Below are 15,508 nucleotides of genomic sequence, written 5' to 3'. Positions count from 1 at the left end.
CTCAGCCGCGGCCGGCCTGGCCCGCTGGCTCCGCGGCGGCCGCGCGCAGGCGCTCCTGGATCTCGTCGGAGAGGCACATCCGCGAGACCATGTCCTCGAACGTGTCGCGCCGCCGGATCAGCCGGCTCCGGCCGCCGTCGACGAGCACCTCGGCCGGCCGCAGCCGGCCGTTGTAGTCGTAGCTCATCACGTGGCCATACGCGCCGGCGTCCATCAGGACGACGACGTCCCCCTCGGCGACGTCCGCGGGGAACTCGCGCTCGCTGATCCACATATCGGTGTTCTCGCAGACCTGGCCGGTCATCGCCATCGGCGCGGTCCGGCCGCGGCGGCCGTCGATCCGCACCTCGTGGTAAGCGCCGTACATCACCGGGCGCGCCATCGTGTTCATCGAGATGTCCGTGCCGATGATCGTCCTGTATCCCTGCTTGATCGAGATCACCCGTCCGATCACGTACCCCGCGTCGCCCACGAAGTAGCGCCCCGGCTCCATGACCAGGCGGGGCATCTTCAGGCCGTGCTCGGCGCACTTCTTCTGGACCATCGCCGCGATCTCGCGGGCCACGGCCTCGACGTCGAGCGCCGGCTGCTCCCTCCGGTAGGGGATGCCGAGCCCGCCGCCGATGTCGAGGAACGCGAGGTCGAAGCCGAGCTTCCGCGCGACCGGGCCGATCAGGTCGAGCAGCTTGCCGGTCACGTGCGCGAAGCTCTCCGGCTTGTTCGCCTGCGAGTGAGGCATCATGTGCACCCCGAGCCGCTCGACCCCGTTCTCGAGCGCGGTGCGGTAGGCCTCCTCCACGTAGCGCGGGTGGATCCCGAACTTCGCGGACGGGCCGGCGAACGGCTTCAGGTCGGGCGTCGCGATGTCCTCGCCGCTCGGGTTGATCCGGAAGGACATGCAGCGCGGGCGCCCGAGCGCGAAGAGGCGCCGCAGGACTCCGTGATCATCCACGTTGAAGATGACCCCGGCCCGCAGCCCCGCGGCCAGATCCTCGTCCGAGAGGCTGTTGCCTGTATAGATGATCTGCTCGCCCGAGAGCCCGAGCGCCTGCGCCAGGCGGATCTCGTTGGGGCTCGCGGCGTCCACCCCCGAGCCCTGCTCGACCAGGAGCTTCGCTATCTCCAGGTTGTTGCACGCCTTGATGGCGTAGAAGACGGACACCTCCGGATAACAGCTGCGGAGAGCCCGCGTGAGTCGACGGAAGTTCTCCCGGATGCGCTCGGCATCGTAGGCATAGAGCGGCGTCCCGTACTGCTCCGCGAGCTCGCGGACCGAAATGCCCCCGATCGTGATCTCTGCCTCTTGCATACTCCTCGTCGCTTCAACGCTCCAGCGTGCGAGCCGACCTCGAGAAACCGTTCTCGGTCGTCCTTAATACACCAGCATACCATGTGCCACCGACGGTCGGCAACGGCGCGGGCGCGCCTACCTCTCGGCGGTCAGGCTGCTGACGAGGTGGCGCCAGAGCGCGCCGAGCCCGCCCACGAACAGCGAGCCGTGGCGCTTGTCGATGTCCTCCACCGCGGCGGGATCGAACGGCAGCTGCTGCGGGTCGATGACCTCGAGCAGCGCGCGCTCGTCCGCCGTGGGCGAGGGGTGGAGCCTCAGGCGGCACGAGCTGCCGGGCGTGCGCGGGCCGGTCGGCGGGCTCGCCAGCCCGTCGAGGTACGCGACGAGGTCGTCGGCCCTATCGAACTCGAGCTCCCCGAGGTGCTCGCCGATGAGCGACGCGCGCACCCGGCGGATCGAGCGGCCCAGGGCGTCGTCGGGGTCGTCCGCCTCGACCGAGGCGTTGATCTCCGTGTCGATCGAGAGGCTGCGGTTCGTCAGGTTGGCAGAGCCCATCGTGAGGAAGCGGTCGTCCACGATCATCACCTTCGAGTGGATGTACGTGGCGCGCTCGGCCGTCTCGTCCTCGCCGCACGCCGGAAGGGTGTAGTAGACGCCGAGGTGGTGGCCTGTCTCGGCCGCCACCGCGCGCAGCTTGCCGAGCATCTTGGCCTGGGAGAGCCCGACGGCGATCTGCTCCTTCATGGTCTCTGCCTCCATGTTCAGCATGAGCACCACGTCGAGCAGCGGCCGGCCCTCGGCGCGCATCCGCCGCTCGATCCCGTCGGCGATGACCTGAGAGCTGAAGTACTGCGTCTCGATGTAGATGAAGCGCTCGGCGGCGCCGATGGCGTCGAGGTAGATGTCGCGGATCTCGGTGCAGTGCTCGGCGCCGGTCGGAGAGCCGTGCGGGTCGGTGCGGCTCAGCGTGACGTGCCCGGTCTCGAGGGGGATGCCGCCCTCGGGCCGGTAGTCGGCGAACGTCGGCTCGGTCCCCTCGAGGTCCGGCAGGGTCATGGCCACGCCGCCGGCGCGCCGCCAGCGATCCGTGAAGATCTCGGTCAGCGCCCGGGCGACCGCGCGGCTGCGCAGGTAGGCCTGCACGTCGTGAAACGGCTTGTGCGGCTCACCGCGGCTGACGCGGAACGGGTTCCTGTTCGCGTGGCTGCGGTCGTCCCAGCGGTGGTCGCACAGGTCGAGGCCGCCGAGGAACGAGAGCTCGCCGTCCGCGACCACGAACTTCTGGTGATGGGAGGCGCGCTCGACGTGGGTGGAGTCGAAGAGGAAGTGCAGGCGGTGATTCGTCCACTCGAAGACGAGCTGCTGGAGCCACTCGCGCTCGAGCGCGAACACGAGGTGGAAGTCCCAGGCGAGGATGTATACCTGGAGCTCGGGGTTGATCTCGCAGAGGTGGTTCAGGAACTTCAGCAGCGTGATCGGGCTCGATACCTGCTCCTCCCGCCCGCCGCGGAGCAGGGCGACGTCGCTGTCGAACTGCCAGCCGGCGAGGAGGAGGTACCGCCGCGCCCTGGAGGCGACCCGGTAGAACTCGGGGTAATACTCGTCGGCGTCGACCAGCAGGCCGATGCTGTCCACCGGGGTGTCGCACCACGTGTGGCGCCGAGGGTCGATGATCTTCGCCATCGCCCCCTCCTTAGCGGCACGCGAGGCGCCCTGCCAGGGCATCGCTCTCGCGTCGGGGTGGACCTGCCGCCGTCGCGCGGTGAGAACGGGGCGGCGCAAGGCGCGGTGGCGCCATCGAGGATCGCACGTCAGACACCTGGCACCAAGTCGTCACGGGTTCGCTCCGCGGCCAGCCTCGTTGGTCCTTCTCGGTCGCGTGGGTCGCGTGGGTCGCGTGGGTCTTCGCGTCACGCGGCGCCTACGGCCTCGCGTGCTCTTCGATGAGCCGCTTCAGGCTGACCACGTCCGGTCGGAGATCGCTCGCTTCACCGATCGCGGCGAGCCGCTCCGCCTCATCGGGCGAGAGATCGGGGCATATCCACTCCAGCAACGCCGCCAAGTCCGGCGCACCGTCGCAGCTATAGCAGTCGTCTGGGATGGGTGTATTGTCGGGGAAATCCCGGAAAACAAGGTCCGGCATGGTATCTACCTTCGCGCCTTCATCACGGTCAGGCCGTCAGTGCGCTCCTCGTTCCTCTGCGGCTCACGGTCATGGCTCACGGCTGACAGCACGGTTCGCGCCGGGGGCGCGACGCCCACGCCCGCGGCGCGCTGGCCACCTCGGCCATGGCGCCGGTATGGCGCCGGCGCCGCGGCACGGCAAGCGCGCCCGTCGCCGCCGCCGCGCGCGCTTGCCGTGCCGGGAGGCCGGCGGCGGAGCGGGCTCGTCGAGCTGGCGCCCGCGCCGCCCGCGAGAGCGCCGCCCCCCGAGGCGCCCGGGGAACTTGCAGCGGCAACACCACCAGGAGCTCGAGCAGCACCGGCACCACCAGGTGCGACTGCGACGGGGACACGTGCGTCATGAAGTGCGATATCGAGGGCAGGTGCGACCGTCCCGTGCTGCTCGACACGCTGAAGTCCCCCGGCTCTGCTCGAGTGCAACGAGATGGGCAACGGCGCTGTCGTGGTCTGCATGGAGCCGTATCCGTGCGAGGCCCTCTGCGATGGCGGCGGCTGCCGGGACCCTGTCGTGTGTTGCATTTTGGGCGGCATTTTCTTGCTGAAGTGCAGAGACGCGGGGTGCTCGGGCAACATGATGGTTGAATGTGGGACGAATTTTTGCGCTGCGGCTTGCAGTGTCCCCAGCGGCTCGATCCGCAAGGGATGCGGGACCTCCTGCTCGTGCCCGGCGCTCGGATGCGATCGAGCCGCGCGGGCGTCGCGGCGCTCCGGAGCGGCGAAGCGGCGAGGCGGCGAGCCGGCGCGGCGGGAGGCGCCCGGGATCGGGGTAGCCAGGACCACGCGACCCCGATACGCTGGGGCTTGCATCACCACTTGCCCCGCGTGGGGCAGCCAGGACCACGCGACCCCTAGCTTCCATGGCTCAGTATGGCGACGTGCCCCAAGTGCGGTGCGGTGTACGATGAGAGCGCTACATCGTGTGTGGCGGACGGCAGTCCGCTCCTGCCTGCCGAGCTGTGCCTCCCCGCCGAGCCGCTCCTCGCCGCGGACACGATGGTGGGCGAGTACCGCGTCTCGCGGAAGCTCGGCGCGGGCACGTTTGGAGAGGTGTACGCCGGCGAGCACCCGCTGATCGGCAAGAAGGTCGCGATCAAGGTCCTGAACCGGCGGTTCGCCGCGCAGCCTCAGGCCATCGCCCGGTTCGTCGCCGAGGCCCGCGCGGTGAACACGATCCGCCAGCGCAACATCATCGATATCTTCTCGTTCGGCGTGCTGCCGGGGCTGCAGCGGCACTACTTCGTCATGGAGCTGCTCGACGGCATGACGCTGGGCGAGCTGTGCCGGCGCCGGCGGCGGCTGCCGTTTCCGACCATCGTCCCCATCGTGCGCGGCATCGCCGACGCGCTCGACGCCGTCCACGAGGCCGGCATCACGCACCGGGATCTGAAGCCCGACAACGTCTTCCTCGCAGCGGAGCGCGACGGGACCTGGTTCCCGAAGCTGCTCGACTTCGGGATCGCGAAGCTCGCGTACAGCGAGGGCCCGGAGGAGACGAGCACGGGGGTCGTGCTGGGCACGCCGCAGTACATGGCGCCCGAGCAGGCGCGCGGGCAGAAGACAGGGCCCGGCGCGGACATCTACGCGCTGGGCGTGATGATCCACAAGATGCTGACGGGAAAGGCCCTGTTCACCGGGGAGTCCGCGGTGGAGCTGATGTGCAAGCACGCGTCCGACCCGCCGCCGCGGATGTCGAGCGTCTGCGCCGACCTGCCGCGCGAGCTCGACCTGCCGGTGCTCGCGATGCTCGAGAAGCGCGCGAGCGACAGGCCTCCGAGCGCGAGCAAGGCGGTGGCCGACCTGCTGGAGATCGCGCGGAAGATCGGGCTCGGGCGGGCCCGCGCGCCGGAGGAGCCCGGCGCGGCGCCCGCGAGCGCGACGAGCACGACGTGGACCTCGGAGGAGACGGTGGCCTCGGTGATGATGGGCGGCGAGGGCCGCTACAGGGCGACGTGGACCTCGGAGGAGACGGTGGCCTCGGTGATGGGCGGCGAGGGGAGCGACAGCGGGACGTGGACCTCGGAGGAGACGGCGGGCTCGGCCACGGAGGACGCGATCGCCCCGACGACGGGCTCCATCATCGCGACCGGGCCCGCGGCGACCATCGAGCGCTGGGCCGCGGACAGCTCGGATGCCGGTACGGTCCCCGCGTCGGAGCTCTCGGGCACGCTGCCGAGCTCCACCCTCCCGGCCACGGAGGACGCGCCCGAGCCGCCGGCGAGCGCTGGAGACACGTCCACCCTGCCGTCGGAGCACACCGCCGTCGGCGCGGACGCGGCGCGCACAGCGGACGCGGCGCGCACAGCGGACCCGGCGCGCACAGCGGACGCGGCGCGCACAGCGGACGCGGCGCGCACAGCGGACGCGGCGCGCACAGCGGACGCGGCGCGCACAGCGGACCCGGCGCACGCAGCGGACGCGGCGCGCACAGCGGAGGCGGCGCGCGCAGCGGATGCGGACGGCCGGTCGTCGACGCGCGAGGTGGCCGCGATCGAGGCGCCGTCCTCCGCTCCAGTCGCGCGGGTCGCGGCGGCGAGGCGCCGGAAGCTCGTGATCGGGGCCGCCGCAGGGCTCCTCGCGGCGACGTTGGCATGGGCGGTCGGGCGGCCGTCGGGGCTCCCGCCGCTGGGCGCGCCGAGCGCCATGGCGCTCGCCCCCGCCCCCGCCGCGCCCCCGGCGCCCGTGAGCGCCGCGCCCCCGGCGCCCGTGAGCGCCGCGCCCCAGGCGCCCGTGAGCGCCCCGCCGGCGGAGACGGTCGCGGTACGGCTGTCGACGCGGCCCGCGGACGCCAGCGTCTGGATCGGCGACAGGAGAGTCGGGAGCTCCAGCGCGCCGCTCGCGCTGCCGCGCGGGAGCGAGCCTGTCGAGCTGGTCCTGCGGAAGCCAGGGTTCAAGGACGCGAGGGTGAAGCTCAGTCCCGACCGAGACCGCAAGATGGACGTGACCCTGGCGCCGCTGCCGGCGCCGCGGCGGGGCCCCAGCGCCGCGCGCGACAAGCCGCTGTCCCACGGCGGCCTCGACACGCTCCTCGACCAACGTGAGTGATCCGGCGAGATGAAGAGAGGGCTCTCGTTCCTCGGCTCCGGCGTGCTGCTCGGGGCCGTCACGCTCTCCGGCGCGGCGTCCGCGGAGCGCGCGGTCAAGCCGATGGCAGAGGCGCTCTTCCGGCAGGGGCGCGACCTCTTCAAGAGAGGTCAGTACCCCGAGGCGTGCGCCAAGTTCGAGGAGAGCCAGCGCCTCGAGCCGAAGCCCGGGACCCTGCTCAACCTCGCCGTGTGCCACGAGAAGGTGGGCAAGCTCGCGACGGCCTGGGCCGAGCTGAGCTCGGTGGAGGAGGTCGCGCGGCGCGAGGGCCCGCCCGAGCGTGAGGCGTTCGCGCGCGCGCAGCGCGCGGCGCTGGAGGAGCGGCTCGCGCGGCTCGAGCTCAAGATGGAGGCGCCGCCCGCGAGCTTGAGCCTCACCCTGGATGGCGAGCCGCTGAACGGCGCCGCCGCGCTGAACGCGCCGTTCCCCATCGATCCGGGCCGACACCGCGTCGCCGCCGCGGCGCCGGGGAAGAAGGCGTGGTCGACGGCGGTCGAGGTGCCGCCCGAGCAGGCCTCGATCGTCGTCACCATCCCGGCGCTGGAGGACGCGCCGCAGGGCGCGCTCGCGCCGCGCGCGCCGGCGGCGCCCCGGCCGCGGGAGCCGAAGCCGCCGGCGGACAGCACCGGGACGACGCTGATGGCGATCGGGTTCAGCGTGGGCGCGGTCGGCCTGGTGGTCGGAGCGGTCGCGGGCGCCCTCACGCTCTCGAAGTCCAGCGCGCTCGCCGAGGTGTGCACGGACGACGGCTGCCCTCCGAGCTGGGGCGACGAGCTCAGCACCGCGAAGACGCTGGCCAACGTCTCGAACGCCGGCTTCGCGGTCCTCGCGGTCGGCGCCGGCGTCGGCGTCGCCGGCCTGCTGATGCTGCCCTCGCGCAACGCGACGGCGGGCGCGAGCGCGGCGCTGACACCCGTGCTCGGACCGGGATCCATCGGACTGCGCGTAACCTTCTGAGAGCGGGTCTCACCCGCTTCGGATACGGGCCCACCTCGACGTTTTCGGTGCTCGGCGTGCTGGAGCACGCCTGTGCGCCGAAAACGCCGATCTGGGCCCGTCTCCTGTGCGGGTGAGACCCGCTCGGTACGCGGAGGAGCGTGGAGCAGGAGGGAAAGAGAGAGAAGGGGAGGACAGCCGGGGGGCAGGGCCGGTCGGTGCGCCGGCGCGCGGAGACGCAAACAGACGTCAAGAGACGTCAAGAGACTTCAGGAGCCGCAGCCAATCCGCTCCGGCGCGACCGCCACGTCGTCGTACCACATCGACCGCGCGGGGCCGTGGAAGCCGAGGTAACCGAAGCTGAACGTCTTGAAGTCGAGCTTGTCCCAGCCGGTCTTGTCGATGATCTTGGTGCCGTTGGCGTAGACCTGGACGTCGCCCTGGGTGCCGTCGAAATAGGCCTCCATGCAATGCCAGGTGTTCGCGGGGAGCTTCGTGCCGCTCCCGCACATCGCGGTGGCGCCCTCCTGGAGGACCAGGGCGTCGTGCAGGTTCAAGAGGACCTGGCAGAACTGCTCGGCGACCTCCACGTTGTGGCCCTCGTTCGGATCGCCGTTGCCGGTCATGGCCTGGAAGAAGGCGTTGTGCTCGGCCTGGCCGATATCCACGCTGCTGCGCACGTAGAGCCGGGCCCAGAACTTCGGCCCAGGCGCCGGGACGGAGAGCATCCTCCAGTCGTAGCCGCTGCCGCCGGGCTTCACGTGCAGCGAGTGCGCGCCGGCGTGGAAGGTCGACGCGTCGATCTCCATATTGTTCAACGCCTCTGCGGCCTGGTACGAGGGACGGTACGTCGCGCCCTCGGGGAGCCCTGCGCCCTCGAAATCGGAGCAGAACGTCGCGCTCGGCGGGCACGCGCCGGTCGGCGTCCCCGCGCCCGTGGTCGCGGTGGTGGTGCTGGGATCGCCGGTGCTGGTGGTGGTGGTGGTGCTGGGGTCGCCGGTGCCGCTGGTGGTGGTGGTGCTGGGGTTGCCCGTGCCGCTGGTGGTGGTGGCGCTGGGGTTGCCCGTGCCGCTGGTGGTGCTGGGGTTGCCCGTGCCCGAGCTCACGCTCGAGGCGCCGCCGGTCCCCGCGCCGCTGCCGCCGGCGCCCCCCGTGTCCGAGCCGTCCGAGCTGCCCGTGCAGCCCGCCACCGCAGCGGCGAGGGCCAGACAGGAGATCCCAACCAGGGTGAAGCGTGCGGTCTCGCGATGAAAAGTCATGTTGACACTCGATGGGTATCGGCCCGTTCACCGGAGCTGCGCGCTGCGCAGCGCGGCACGTTCGCCGTTAATTCTAAGGACTTGCTGCTCGCGCCGAGGCGCGACGAGCGCTCGACGCAGCCAACAGCTTTTAGCTTTTAGCAGAACTCGCCGCGCCCCGGGAGCCGTTCTTCGGTGTCCAGGCTTGTTGTAAAATTGCCGACTGGCTGCGCGCGGAGCTGTGTCTCGTCTCGCCTGCTCCCGCGGGGGGGCATCGCGACTGGCGCGCATCGCGCCGCCGCGATGCGCTGTCCTCTCGAGTCCGGCGCGCCGCTCGCCGGGGCGGCTCGACCTCGCTCACGGAGCGCGAGCGTGGGAGTGGCGACGACCTCGGCTCACTGCATGACCGCGCTCGGCCGCCCGCGCACGGCGCTCCACCGGACGCGCGACGGTCCGCCTCGCGGTCCGGTGAAGCGCGCTGCTCACGGGAGGAATGCGCTCGGCAGGGCGCGGCGCCCGCCCGGGCCGCGCAGGGCTTCGCGGATGCGCGCGACCGTGCGCGCTTGCTCGGGCGAGGGCGCGAGCGACGCCGGGGGCGCGCGCCGCTCCGCGCCCGGATCGCCCTCCCAGGCGTCCTGCGTGCCGAGGTAAGCGGCGCTCAGGTCCGGTGGGACGCTGAAGTCGAGGGGCAGGACCTCCTCCGTGCACGAGGTGTCCAGTGGCGCCTCGGGATCGGCGAGGAACTGGAGCATGAGATCCAGGTCGCACGAGCCGCCCATGAGGTCGGTCGGGCTCTCGAGGACGTGGGGGGCCCGCGGCAGCATCACGAGGGTCTGGTTCGGGCCCGTGAAGTGGCGCTGGAGCGCCTCGGGGACCGCGCTCGGGATGAAGTCGAGCTCTCCGTGCAAGAGCAGCAGCGGGACGCTCGTCGCGGCCCACTGCCCCGCGTGGGCGTCGGGGGTGTACCGCGGCCAGCTCTCGTGAAGCGCGGCGAGATCGTCGGTCAGCCCGAGCGCCACGTTGGCCTGCGCGAGGAAGGCCTCGACGTCGGACGCCGGCGGCGGCGGGTCGGCCCAGAGCTCGGACAGCATGATGTTGTTGCGGAGCACCGGGGAGTAGAACCGCAGGGTCGGGGAGAGCGGCTCGGGGAGGGGCGCGAGCAGGAGCGCCGCGAGGTGGGCGAACGCGCCGACGTCGGCGGGAGAGCACCGGCTCAGCCGGTAGATCAGCGCCGGGATGAGCGGCCGCGGCGCCCACTGATAAAGGAACTGCGCGAACACCGTCTGGAAGATCGACCGGCTGTAGCCGAGGGCGGCCACCTCAGGGCAGGCCCCCTCCTCGAAGGCGTCCAGGGTCTGCGTCATCGTCGCCCACGGATCGGCGCCGAGGTTGCCCGAGCACGCGGGATCGGCGCCGCAGGCGGTCATGTATCGCTGGCCGAGATCGTTGAGCCAGACATCCATCTCCGAGAGGGGCGCGTTGACGGCCACCCCGGTGAGCATCACCGCCGCCGGCTGGTCGGGGTAGAGCTGGAGGTAGCGGTGGCCCCAGACCGTCCCGTAGGAGCCGCCAAAGACGAGGACGTCGCTGCCCGGGACCCGCGTCCGCTCGATGATCTCGCCGACGTCTCGCGCGGCGTTCGTGACGTTGTACCCCTCGAGGTCGTCGCCCAGCTCGGCCTTGATCTCGGGCAGACAGGCGACCACCTCGGCGTCGGAGAGGTAGCTGCCGAGCTCGCTCTCCGGCGTCTCCCCGGCCGGGCAGCCGAGGCGGCTCGAGCGGCCCGTGCCGCGGTGGTCCGGCATGTACATGTCGAGCGCCGGATCGATGCCGGCGAGGGCCTGCACGAGCGGCTCGAAATCGGCGCCCGCGTAGCCCGGCCCGCCGTTCAGGAGCCAGAGCTGAGCGCGGCTCGGCTGCGTCGCGGCGAGCTTCCGCTTGACGAAGAAGGGGATCGTCTTGCCTTCCGGCTGGTCCCAGCGGAGCGGGACCTGGATCTCCGCACACTCGGCGTCCTCGCCGGTGCCGTCCGTGAAGAGTGGGCAGGGGGTCCACGCGATCTGCTCGCCGCCGCCGGCGCCACCGCCGCCCCCGCTGCCGCCGTCGCCCCCGGTCCCGCCGTCGCCCCCGGTCCCGCCGTCGCCCCCGGTCCCGCCGGTCGAGGAGCTCGACGCCTCGGTTCCACCGGGCTCCGCGTCGTCACCGCATCCCAGCGCTCCGCGCGCAAGCAACACGACCATCGCGCCGTAAGCCAGTTTCGCTCTCATGCTCGAACCTCCTGAAGGATGCATGCAGCCCCGCACCTCACGTGAAGGGCAATCGTCAGTTTCAGCACGCCTCTGCGTGCCCTGCAGGCCCGCGGCCGCGCTACAGGCAAGATCCGGTGCAGCCCATGAGGGGGCGCGCTCGCTGCGCTCCACGCCCGGATCCACGCGCGGGGCGTGCGCTCGCGCGCGGCGTGAGAGCGGGCGGGGTCGTCGACGTGTGATTCAGCGGTCACAGCGCGCCACCGCACGGGTGTTGCCGAGGGTAACAACGCCGGGCCGATGTCGTCCGGGTCGGCTTGATCCGGCGGCGCCCGCCTGCGGTCGAGGAGGCGACGGGCGCCAGGGCGGCGCGGCATGTACGCTGGGCGCCGCCGCGGGAGCTCCCTGGCGGCACCCAGCGAACCAAGGCCTCGTCGTGCGATCTCACCGCCCAAGCCTCACCGCCTCGATCGTCGCCGCCCTGCGGGCGCTCTACACCGAGATGCCCGAGCCCTACCGCCTGGCGCCGGACCCGCTCGCGGCGCGCCTCGTCCCGTGGCCGCTCGCGCTCCCGGCGCGCGCGCTGGCGCTGTCGGCGGGCTCGCCCGCAGCCAACGCGAGCGCCCGCGCCGTTCACCGCGGGCTCGGCCTCGCCCTGCTCGGCGTGAGCTACCACGTCGCGCTCCGCACCCGCGCGATCGACGACGCCCTCCGCGAGGCGGTCGCGCGGGGCGCGTCCCAGCTCGTCGTCCTCGGCGCCGGCCTGGACAGCCGCGCGATGCGCCTCCCCGAGCTCGCCGGCGTCCAGGTCTTCGAGGTCGATCACCCGAGCACGCATCGCTACAAGGCCGACCGGCTCGCCTCGCTCGACCGCGCGGGCGGCGGCGCGAGCGGCTCGGGGAGCGCCGTGCACGCGGCGGAGCTCAAGGCGGCCGGGCTCGCGCGCGTCGCGGTGGACTTCGAGCGAGACCGGCTCGACGAGGCGCTGCTGGCGGCCGGCTTCCGCCCCGCCGAGCCGGCGTTCTGGATCTGGGAGGGCGTGACCCCGTACCTGACGCGCGAGGCCGTCGAGGGCACCTTGCGCCTCGCAGCCGCCCTCTCGGCGCCCGGCAGCCGCATCGCGCTGACCTACGGAATGCTGCCCGACGACGATCTCCCCGTCTGGTCGCGGCGCCTGATCAAGGGCGTGTTTCGTTCGCTGGGCGAGCCCATCCGGGCGCCGCTCACCCGGGACGCCATGCACGCGCTCCTCGCGCGCGACGGCTTCCGCGTGCTCTCCGACGAGTCGGCGGTGGACTGGGCCGCGCGCTACTGGCCCCCGCAGCGCGGCATCCGCGCCGTCGAGCGGCTCGCCGTCGCGGAGCGTTGACGTGGTCGCAGCGCGACGCAGCCGCGGCGCTGACGGCCAGCGATGACGGCGGACCAGCCGAGGGCTGGCCGCGCCTCGCTCTCCGTCAGCCCTCCTCGCCGCCTTCTCTCCGGATACCGAGCTTCCTCATCTTGCTTTGCAGCGTCGTCGGCTTGAGCCCCAGCGCCGCCGCGGCCCCGCCCTCTCCGTAGACCTTCCCGCCCGAGGCCCGGAGCGCCTCCTCGATGCATCGCTGCGTCGCCTCTCGGTAGGTCATGACACGCCCCTTCGCCCGGGGCGCCGCGGTGAACGGCGCTGACAGGACGAGCTCGTCCCCGGTCGACATCACCATCGACCGCTCGATCACGTTCTCCAGCTCCCGCACGTTGCCCGGCCAGTCGTGCGCCCGCAGGCGCGCCACCACCTGGGCGCTCACCCGCGGCGGTGTCCGGCCGAAGCTCGCAGCGACCTTCTCCACGATGACGCGGGTGAGAGGCTCCAGGTCCTCCGGCCGCTCCCGCAGCGGGGGGACGACGATCGGAAACACCTGCAGCCGGTAATACAGGTCGTCGCGGAAGGCTCCGCTCGCCACCATGGCCTCGAGCGGCCGGTGCGTCGCGGCGATCACCCGCACCGAGACGCGCACCGGGCCCTCGCCGCCGACGCGCTCGATCTCGCCCTCCTGGAGCACGCGCAGGAGCTTCGCCTGCGCCGCCCTCGGCAGCTCGCCGACCTCGTCGAGCAGGAGCGTCCCGCCGCTCGCGCGCTCGAACAACCCGAGGTGCCGCCCGGCGGCGCCCGTGAACGCGCCGCGCTCGTGGCCGAAGAGCGCGCTCTCGACGAGCCCCTCGGGGAGCGCGCCGCAGTTCACCGCCAGGAACGGCCGCTCCGCGCGGCGCGAGAGCGCGTGGATGCGGCGCGCGATCACCTCCTTGCCCGTGCCCGTCTCGCCGCGCACCAGCACGGTCGTGTCCTGCCGGGCGACGAGCGGCACCATCTCCTGGAAGATCGCCCGCATCGCCGGGCCTGCCGCGACCACCTCCCTCGGCAGCGCGACGCGATCGAGCTCCTCCCGGAGCACCCGCTTCTCGCCCTGCGCGCGGCGCGCGATCGCCGCGACGCGCCCGAGGACCTGCACCTGCCGGAGCGCCACGGCGAGCAGGCGGCCGACGGCTTCGAGCAGGGCGGGCGTGAGGTCGGGCGCCGCGCTCCCGGCGAGCGCCATCGTGGCGCAGCCGACGGCGCCCTCCGCGTCGCGGAGCGCGAAGACGGCGACGGTCTCGCCGCCGGTCCCGCGCCGGACTTCCGGCGCGCCCGGCGCGCCCGCGCCGCGGCGGAGCTCGAGCCGCAGCAGCGGGAAATACCGCGCGAGGACGGCGCTCGCCGCAGGGACGAGCGTCGCCTCGGTGTGCGCGCGCGCCGCGGCCTCGCCGAGGTCGGCGAGCAGCTGGAGGGCGCGATCGGCGGAAGCGGTCATCGGGCGCGGCGGGCGCCACCGAAATGGCGTTGCGCCGCACCGTAGGAGCGTTGCCCGGACCGCACAAGGCCGCGCAAGCCCGGGAAAAGCCGCTCCGGCCGCGGGCACGCGCCGTGCGGAAGCGGTGGGAGCGCGGACGACCGCTCCGCGGAGAGGAACCCCCATGGCCTACGTCATCGCCGAGCCCTGCATCGCCACCTGCGACACCGCCTGCGTCCCCGTCTGCCCCGTGGAGTGCATCCACGGGCCGCTCCCGGCCGGCGAGATCGCGCTCATCCCCGAGGGAGAGCGGAAGACGCGCCTCGCGCGCCTCCAGCTCTACATCGATCCGGAGTCGTGCATCTGCTGCGGGGCCTGCGAGAACGAGTGCCCGGTGGACGCGATCTTCGATGAAGAGGAGCTGCCGGCCGAGTGGCAGCACTACCGGGAGATCAACGCCCGCTTCTTCGCGCAGCGAGGTTGACGCGCCGGGCGGGCTCCTCGGGAGAGGGCGCGTCTCGCGCGAACGACGCGTCTCGCGCGAACGACGCGTCTCGCGCGAACGACGCGTCTCGCGCGAACGACGCGAACGACGCGAACGACGCGAACGACGCGAACGACGCGAACGACGCGAACGACGCGATCGATGCGATCGACGCGATCGACGCGATCGAGCGGACGTGGCGCGCGAAGCGATGTTGCCATGCAGTCGTGTCCGGGTTTTGGCGGACAGCGTGCCGTCATGAAGCCAGACACGCACCACTGGCATGCATGAGCCTGACGGCGATTCCTTAAGGGGGATTCGTCGCCTTCCTAGGAGCGATCCCGTCCAGCGTGCGCGTCGCGTGGTTTCGTGAGGTCGCCGCTGCGCCGGGGAGGCTTGACTTTCGCCTCGTGGTTAACCTTCCTGTACGCATGCGACAATCGCCTCTGCGCCGCTTCGAGCCGGATGATTTGCTGTCCTTCAAGCTCGTATCCGAGATGATCCTCTCGCACGGCGGCCGCTGGATCGTCTACGTCCTGGAGGAGATCGACCCCGAGGCAGACACGTATGGTTCCAACCTGTGGCTGATCCCCGCGAGCGGGGGCGCGCCCCGGCAGATCACGTTCGGCTCCGACACGAACGAGAGCCCGCGCTTCTCTCCCGACTCTTCCCATGTCGCGTTCCTCTCGGATCGGGGGGGGCGGCCCGGCGCAGCTCCACGTGGTCCGGCTCGACGGCGGCGAGGCGAGGCGGCTGACCGACCTCAAGTCCGGCGCCGGTCTCCCGGCCTGGTCGCCTGACGGCGGCGCCCTCGTCTTCTCGGCGCCGTCTCGAGCGCGCCGGTGGCGAACCTCGAGTCCCACTTCGGGACGTCCGATACTGGCTATTACGTCGACCCGCACGACATGCGAGGAGACCCGTTCGAGAAGCGGGAGCTCTACCGCAAGCTCTCCCCGGTGTCCTGGGCCAGCGAGGCCACGACACCCACCCTGATCCTGTGCGGCGAGGAGGACCACCGCTGCCCGATCGGCCAGTCGGAAGAGCTCTTTGCGGCGCTCGTGCGCTCGGGCAAGGCGCCGGTGGAGTTCATCCGCTTCCCCGGCGGCGACCACCACCTCGCGGAGCACGGCAAGCCGAGCCACCGGGTGTTCTACAACCACCGCCTCATCGACTGGGTCGAGCGCTACTGCGCGAAGGAGCGGAGGGGCTGAGCCGCGCGGTGGTAGGATGCCGCCCCGATCGGG

11 protein-coding genes and 1 pseudogene are annotated in these 15,508 nt (G+C 72.2%); 6 read left to right on the top strand and 6 right to left on the bottom strand.

Annotation, left to right across the window (positions count from 1 at the left end; translation table 11 throughout):
* Position 1: 1 nt before the first annotated feature.
* The 3 genes from lysA to WME89_RS35855 form a co-directional block, all read right to left on the bottom strand.
* A complete protein-coding gene (gene lysA, locus WME89_RS35865; RefSeq protein ID WP_438004140.1) occupies positions 2-1,309 on the bottom strand; it encodes a diaminopimelate decarboxylase in 1,308 nt (435 codons plus the stop codon).
* Between the two features lie 117 nt (positions 1,310-1,426).
* Entirely contained in the window at positions 1,427-2,974 is a 1,548-nt protein-coding gene (locus tag WME89_RS35860) for a phospholipase D-like domain-containing protein (protein WP_438004139.1), read from the bottom strand.
* A 238-nt stretch (positions 2,975-3,212) separates the two neighbouring features.
* Positions 3,213-3,434 (bottom strand): hypothetical protein, encoded by a 222-nt coding sequence (locus WME89_RS35855; RefSeq protein ID WP_437303350.1) that lies wholly within the window; start codon positions 3,432-3,434, stop codon positions 3,213-3,215.
* Between the two features lie 962 nt (positions 3,435-4,396).
* On the opposite strand from WME89_RS35855, the gene WME89_RS35850 reads away from it, so the two are divergent.
* Both WME89_RS35850 and WME89_RS35845 read left to right on the top strand, forming a co-directional pair.
* Positions 4,397-6,517: a serine/threonine-protein kinase gene (locus tag WME89_RS35850; RefSeq protein ID WP_438004138.1), complete on the top strand. Its 2,121-nt coding sequence runs from the start codon at positions 4,397-4,399 to the stop codon at positions 6,515-6,517.
* Positions 6,518-6,526: 9 nt separating this feature from the next.
* Positions 6,527-7,513 (top strand): tetratricopeptide repeat protein, encoded by a 987-nt coding sequence (locus tag WME89_RS35845; protein ID WP_438004137.1) that lies wholly within the window; start codon positions 6,527-6,529, stop codon positions 7,511-7,513.
* 248 nt (positions 7,514-7,761) lie between these two features.
* On the opposite strand, the gene WME89_RS35840 is transcribed toward WME89_RS35845, so the two are convergent.
* Both WME89_RS35840 and WME89_RS35835 read right to left on the bottom strand, forming a co-directional pair.
* Positions 7,762-8,751, bottom strand: coding sequence for a hypothetical protein (locus tag WME89_RS35840; RefSeq protein ID WP_438004136.1), 990 nt, complete (start codon positions 8,749-8,751; stop codon positions 7,762-7,764).
* A gap of 461 nt (positions 8,752-9,212) precedes the next feature.
* A complete protein-coding gene (locus tag WME89_RS35835) occupies positions 9,213-10,997 on the bottom strand; it encodes an alpha/beta hydrolase (protein WP_438004135.1) in 1,785 nt (594 codons plus the stop codon).
* A gap of 415 nt (positions 10,998-11,412) precedes the next feature.
* On the opposite strand from WME89_RS35835, the gene WME89_RS35830 reads away from it, so the two are divergent.
* On the top strand, positions 11,413-12,345 hold the full coding sequence (locus WME89_RS35830) for a class I SAM-dependent methyltransferase (RefSeq protein WP_438004134.1): 933 nt from the start codon (positions 11,413-11,415) through the stop codon (positions 12,343-12,345).
* A gap of 85 nt (positions 12,346-12,430) precedes the next feature.
* Here WME89_RS35830 and WME89_RS35825 read toward each other — a convergent pair whose 3' ends face one another.
* Positions 12,431-13,801, bottom strand: coding sequence for a sigma-54 interaction domain-containing protein (locus tag WME89_RS35825; protein WP_438004133.1), 1,371 nt, complete (start codon positions 13,799-13,801; stop codon positions 12,431-12,433).
* 163 nt (positions 13,802-13,964) lie between these two features.
* On the opposite strand from WME89_RS35825, the gene WME89_RS35820 reads away from it, so the two are divergent.
* From WME89_RS35820 to WME89_RS35810, 3 genes and pseudogenes are all read left to right on the top strand, one after another.
* Positions 13,965-14,264 carry a 4Fe-4S dicluster domain-containing protein gene (locus tag WME89_RS35820; protein WP_437660720.1) on the top strand — a complete coding sequence of 100 codons (300 nt, stop codon included), beginning with the start codon at positions 13,965-13,967 and terminating at the stop codon, positions 14,262-14,264.
* A gap of 431 nt (positions 14,265-14,695) precedes the next feature.
* Positions 14,696-15,064 carry a TolB family protein gene (locus WME89_RS35815; RefSeq protein ID WP_438004132.1) on the top strand — a complete coding sequence of 123 codons (369 nt, stop codon included), beginning with the start codon at positions 14,696-14,698 and terminating at the stop codon, positions 15,062-15,064.
* Positions 15,065-15,097: 33 nt separating this feature from the next.
* A pseudogene (locus tag WME89_RS35810) lies at positions 15,098-15,475 on the top strand (alpha/beta hydrolase family protein); the annotation flags it as partial.
* Positions 15,476-15,508: the final 33 nt, after the last annotated feature.

It is taken from the genome of Sorangium sp. So ce321 (assembly GCF_051530195.1).
In the GTDB taxonomy this organism is placed as follows: Bacteria; Myxococcota_A; Polyangia; order Polyangiales; family Polyangiaceae; genus Sorangium.
This window is presented reverse-complemented; position numbering and strand designations above follow the sequence as displayed.

Excerpts from the sequence above, each read along its gene's own strand:
- WME89_RS35860 (WP_438004139.1), bottom strand. The coding sequence starts at position 2,974 with ATGGCGAAGATCATCGACCCTCGGCGCCACACGTGGTGCGACACCCCG.
- WME89_RS35840 (WP_438004136.1), bottom strand. The coding sequence starts at position 8,751 with ATGACTTTTCATCGCGAGACCGCACGCTTCACCCTGGTTGGGATCTCC.
- WME89_RS35820 (WP_437660720.1), top strand. The coding sequence starts at position 13,965 with ATGGCCTACGTCATCGCCGAGCCCTGCATCGCCACCTGCGACACCGCC.
- WME89_RS35835 (WP_438004135.1), bottom strand. The coding sequence starts at position 10,997 with ATGAGAGCGAAACTGGCTTACGGCGCGATGGTCGTGTTGCTTGCGCGC.
- lysA (WP_438004140.1), bottom strand. The coding sequence starts at position 1,309 with ATGCAAGAGGCAGAGATCACGATCGGGGGCATTTCGGTCCGCGAGCTC.
- WME89_RS35845 (WP_438004137.1), top strand. The coding sequence starts at position 6,527 with ATGAAGAGAGGGCTCTCGTTCCTCGGCTCCGGCGTGCTGCTCGGGGCC.
- WME89_RS35825 (WP_438004133.1), bottom strand. The coding sequence starts at position 13,801 with ATGACCGCTTCCGCCGATCGCGCCCTCCAGCTGCTCGCCGACCTCGGC.
- WME89_RS35815 (WP_438004132.1), top strand. The coding sequence starts at position 14,696 with ATGCGACAATCGCCTCTGCGCCGCTTCGAGCCGGATGATTTGCTGTCC.
- WME89_RS35855 (WP_437303350.1), bottom strand. The coding sequence starts at position 3,434 with ATGCCGGACCTTGTTTTCCGGGATTTCCCCGACAATACACCCATCCCA.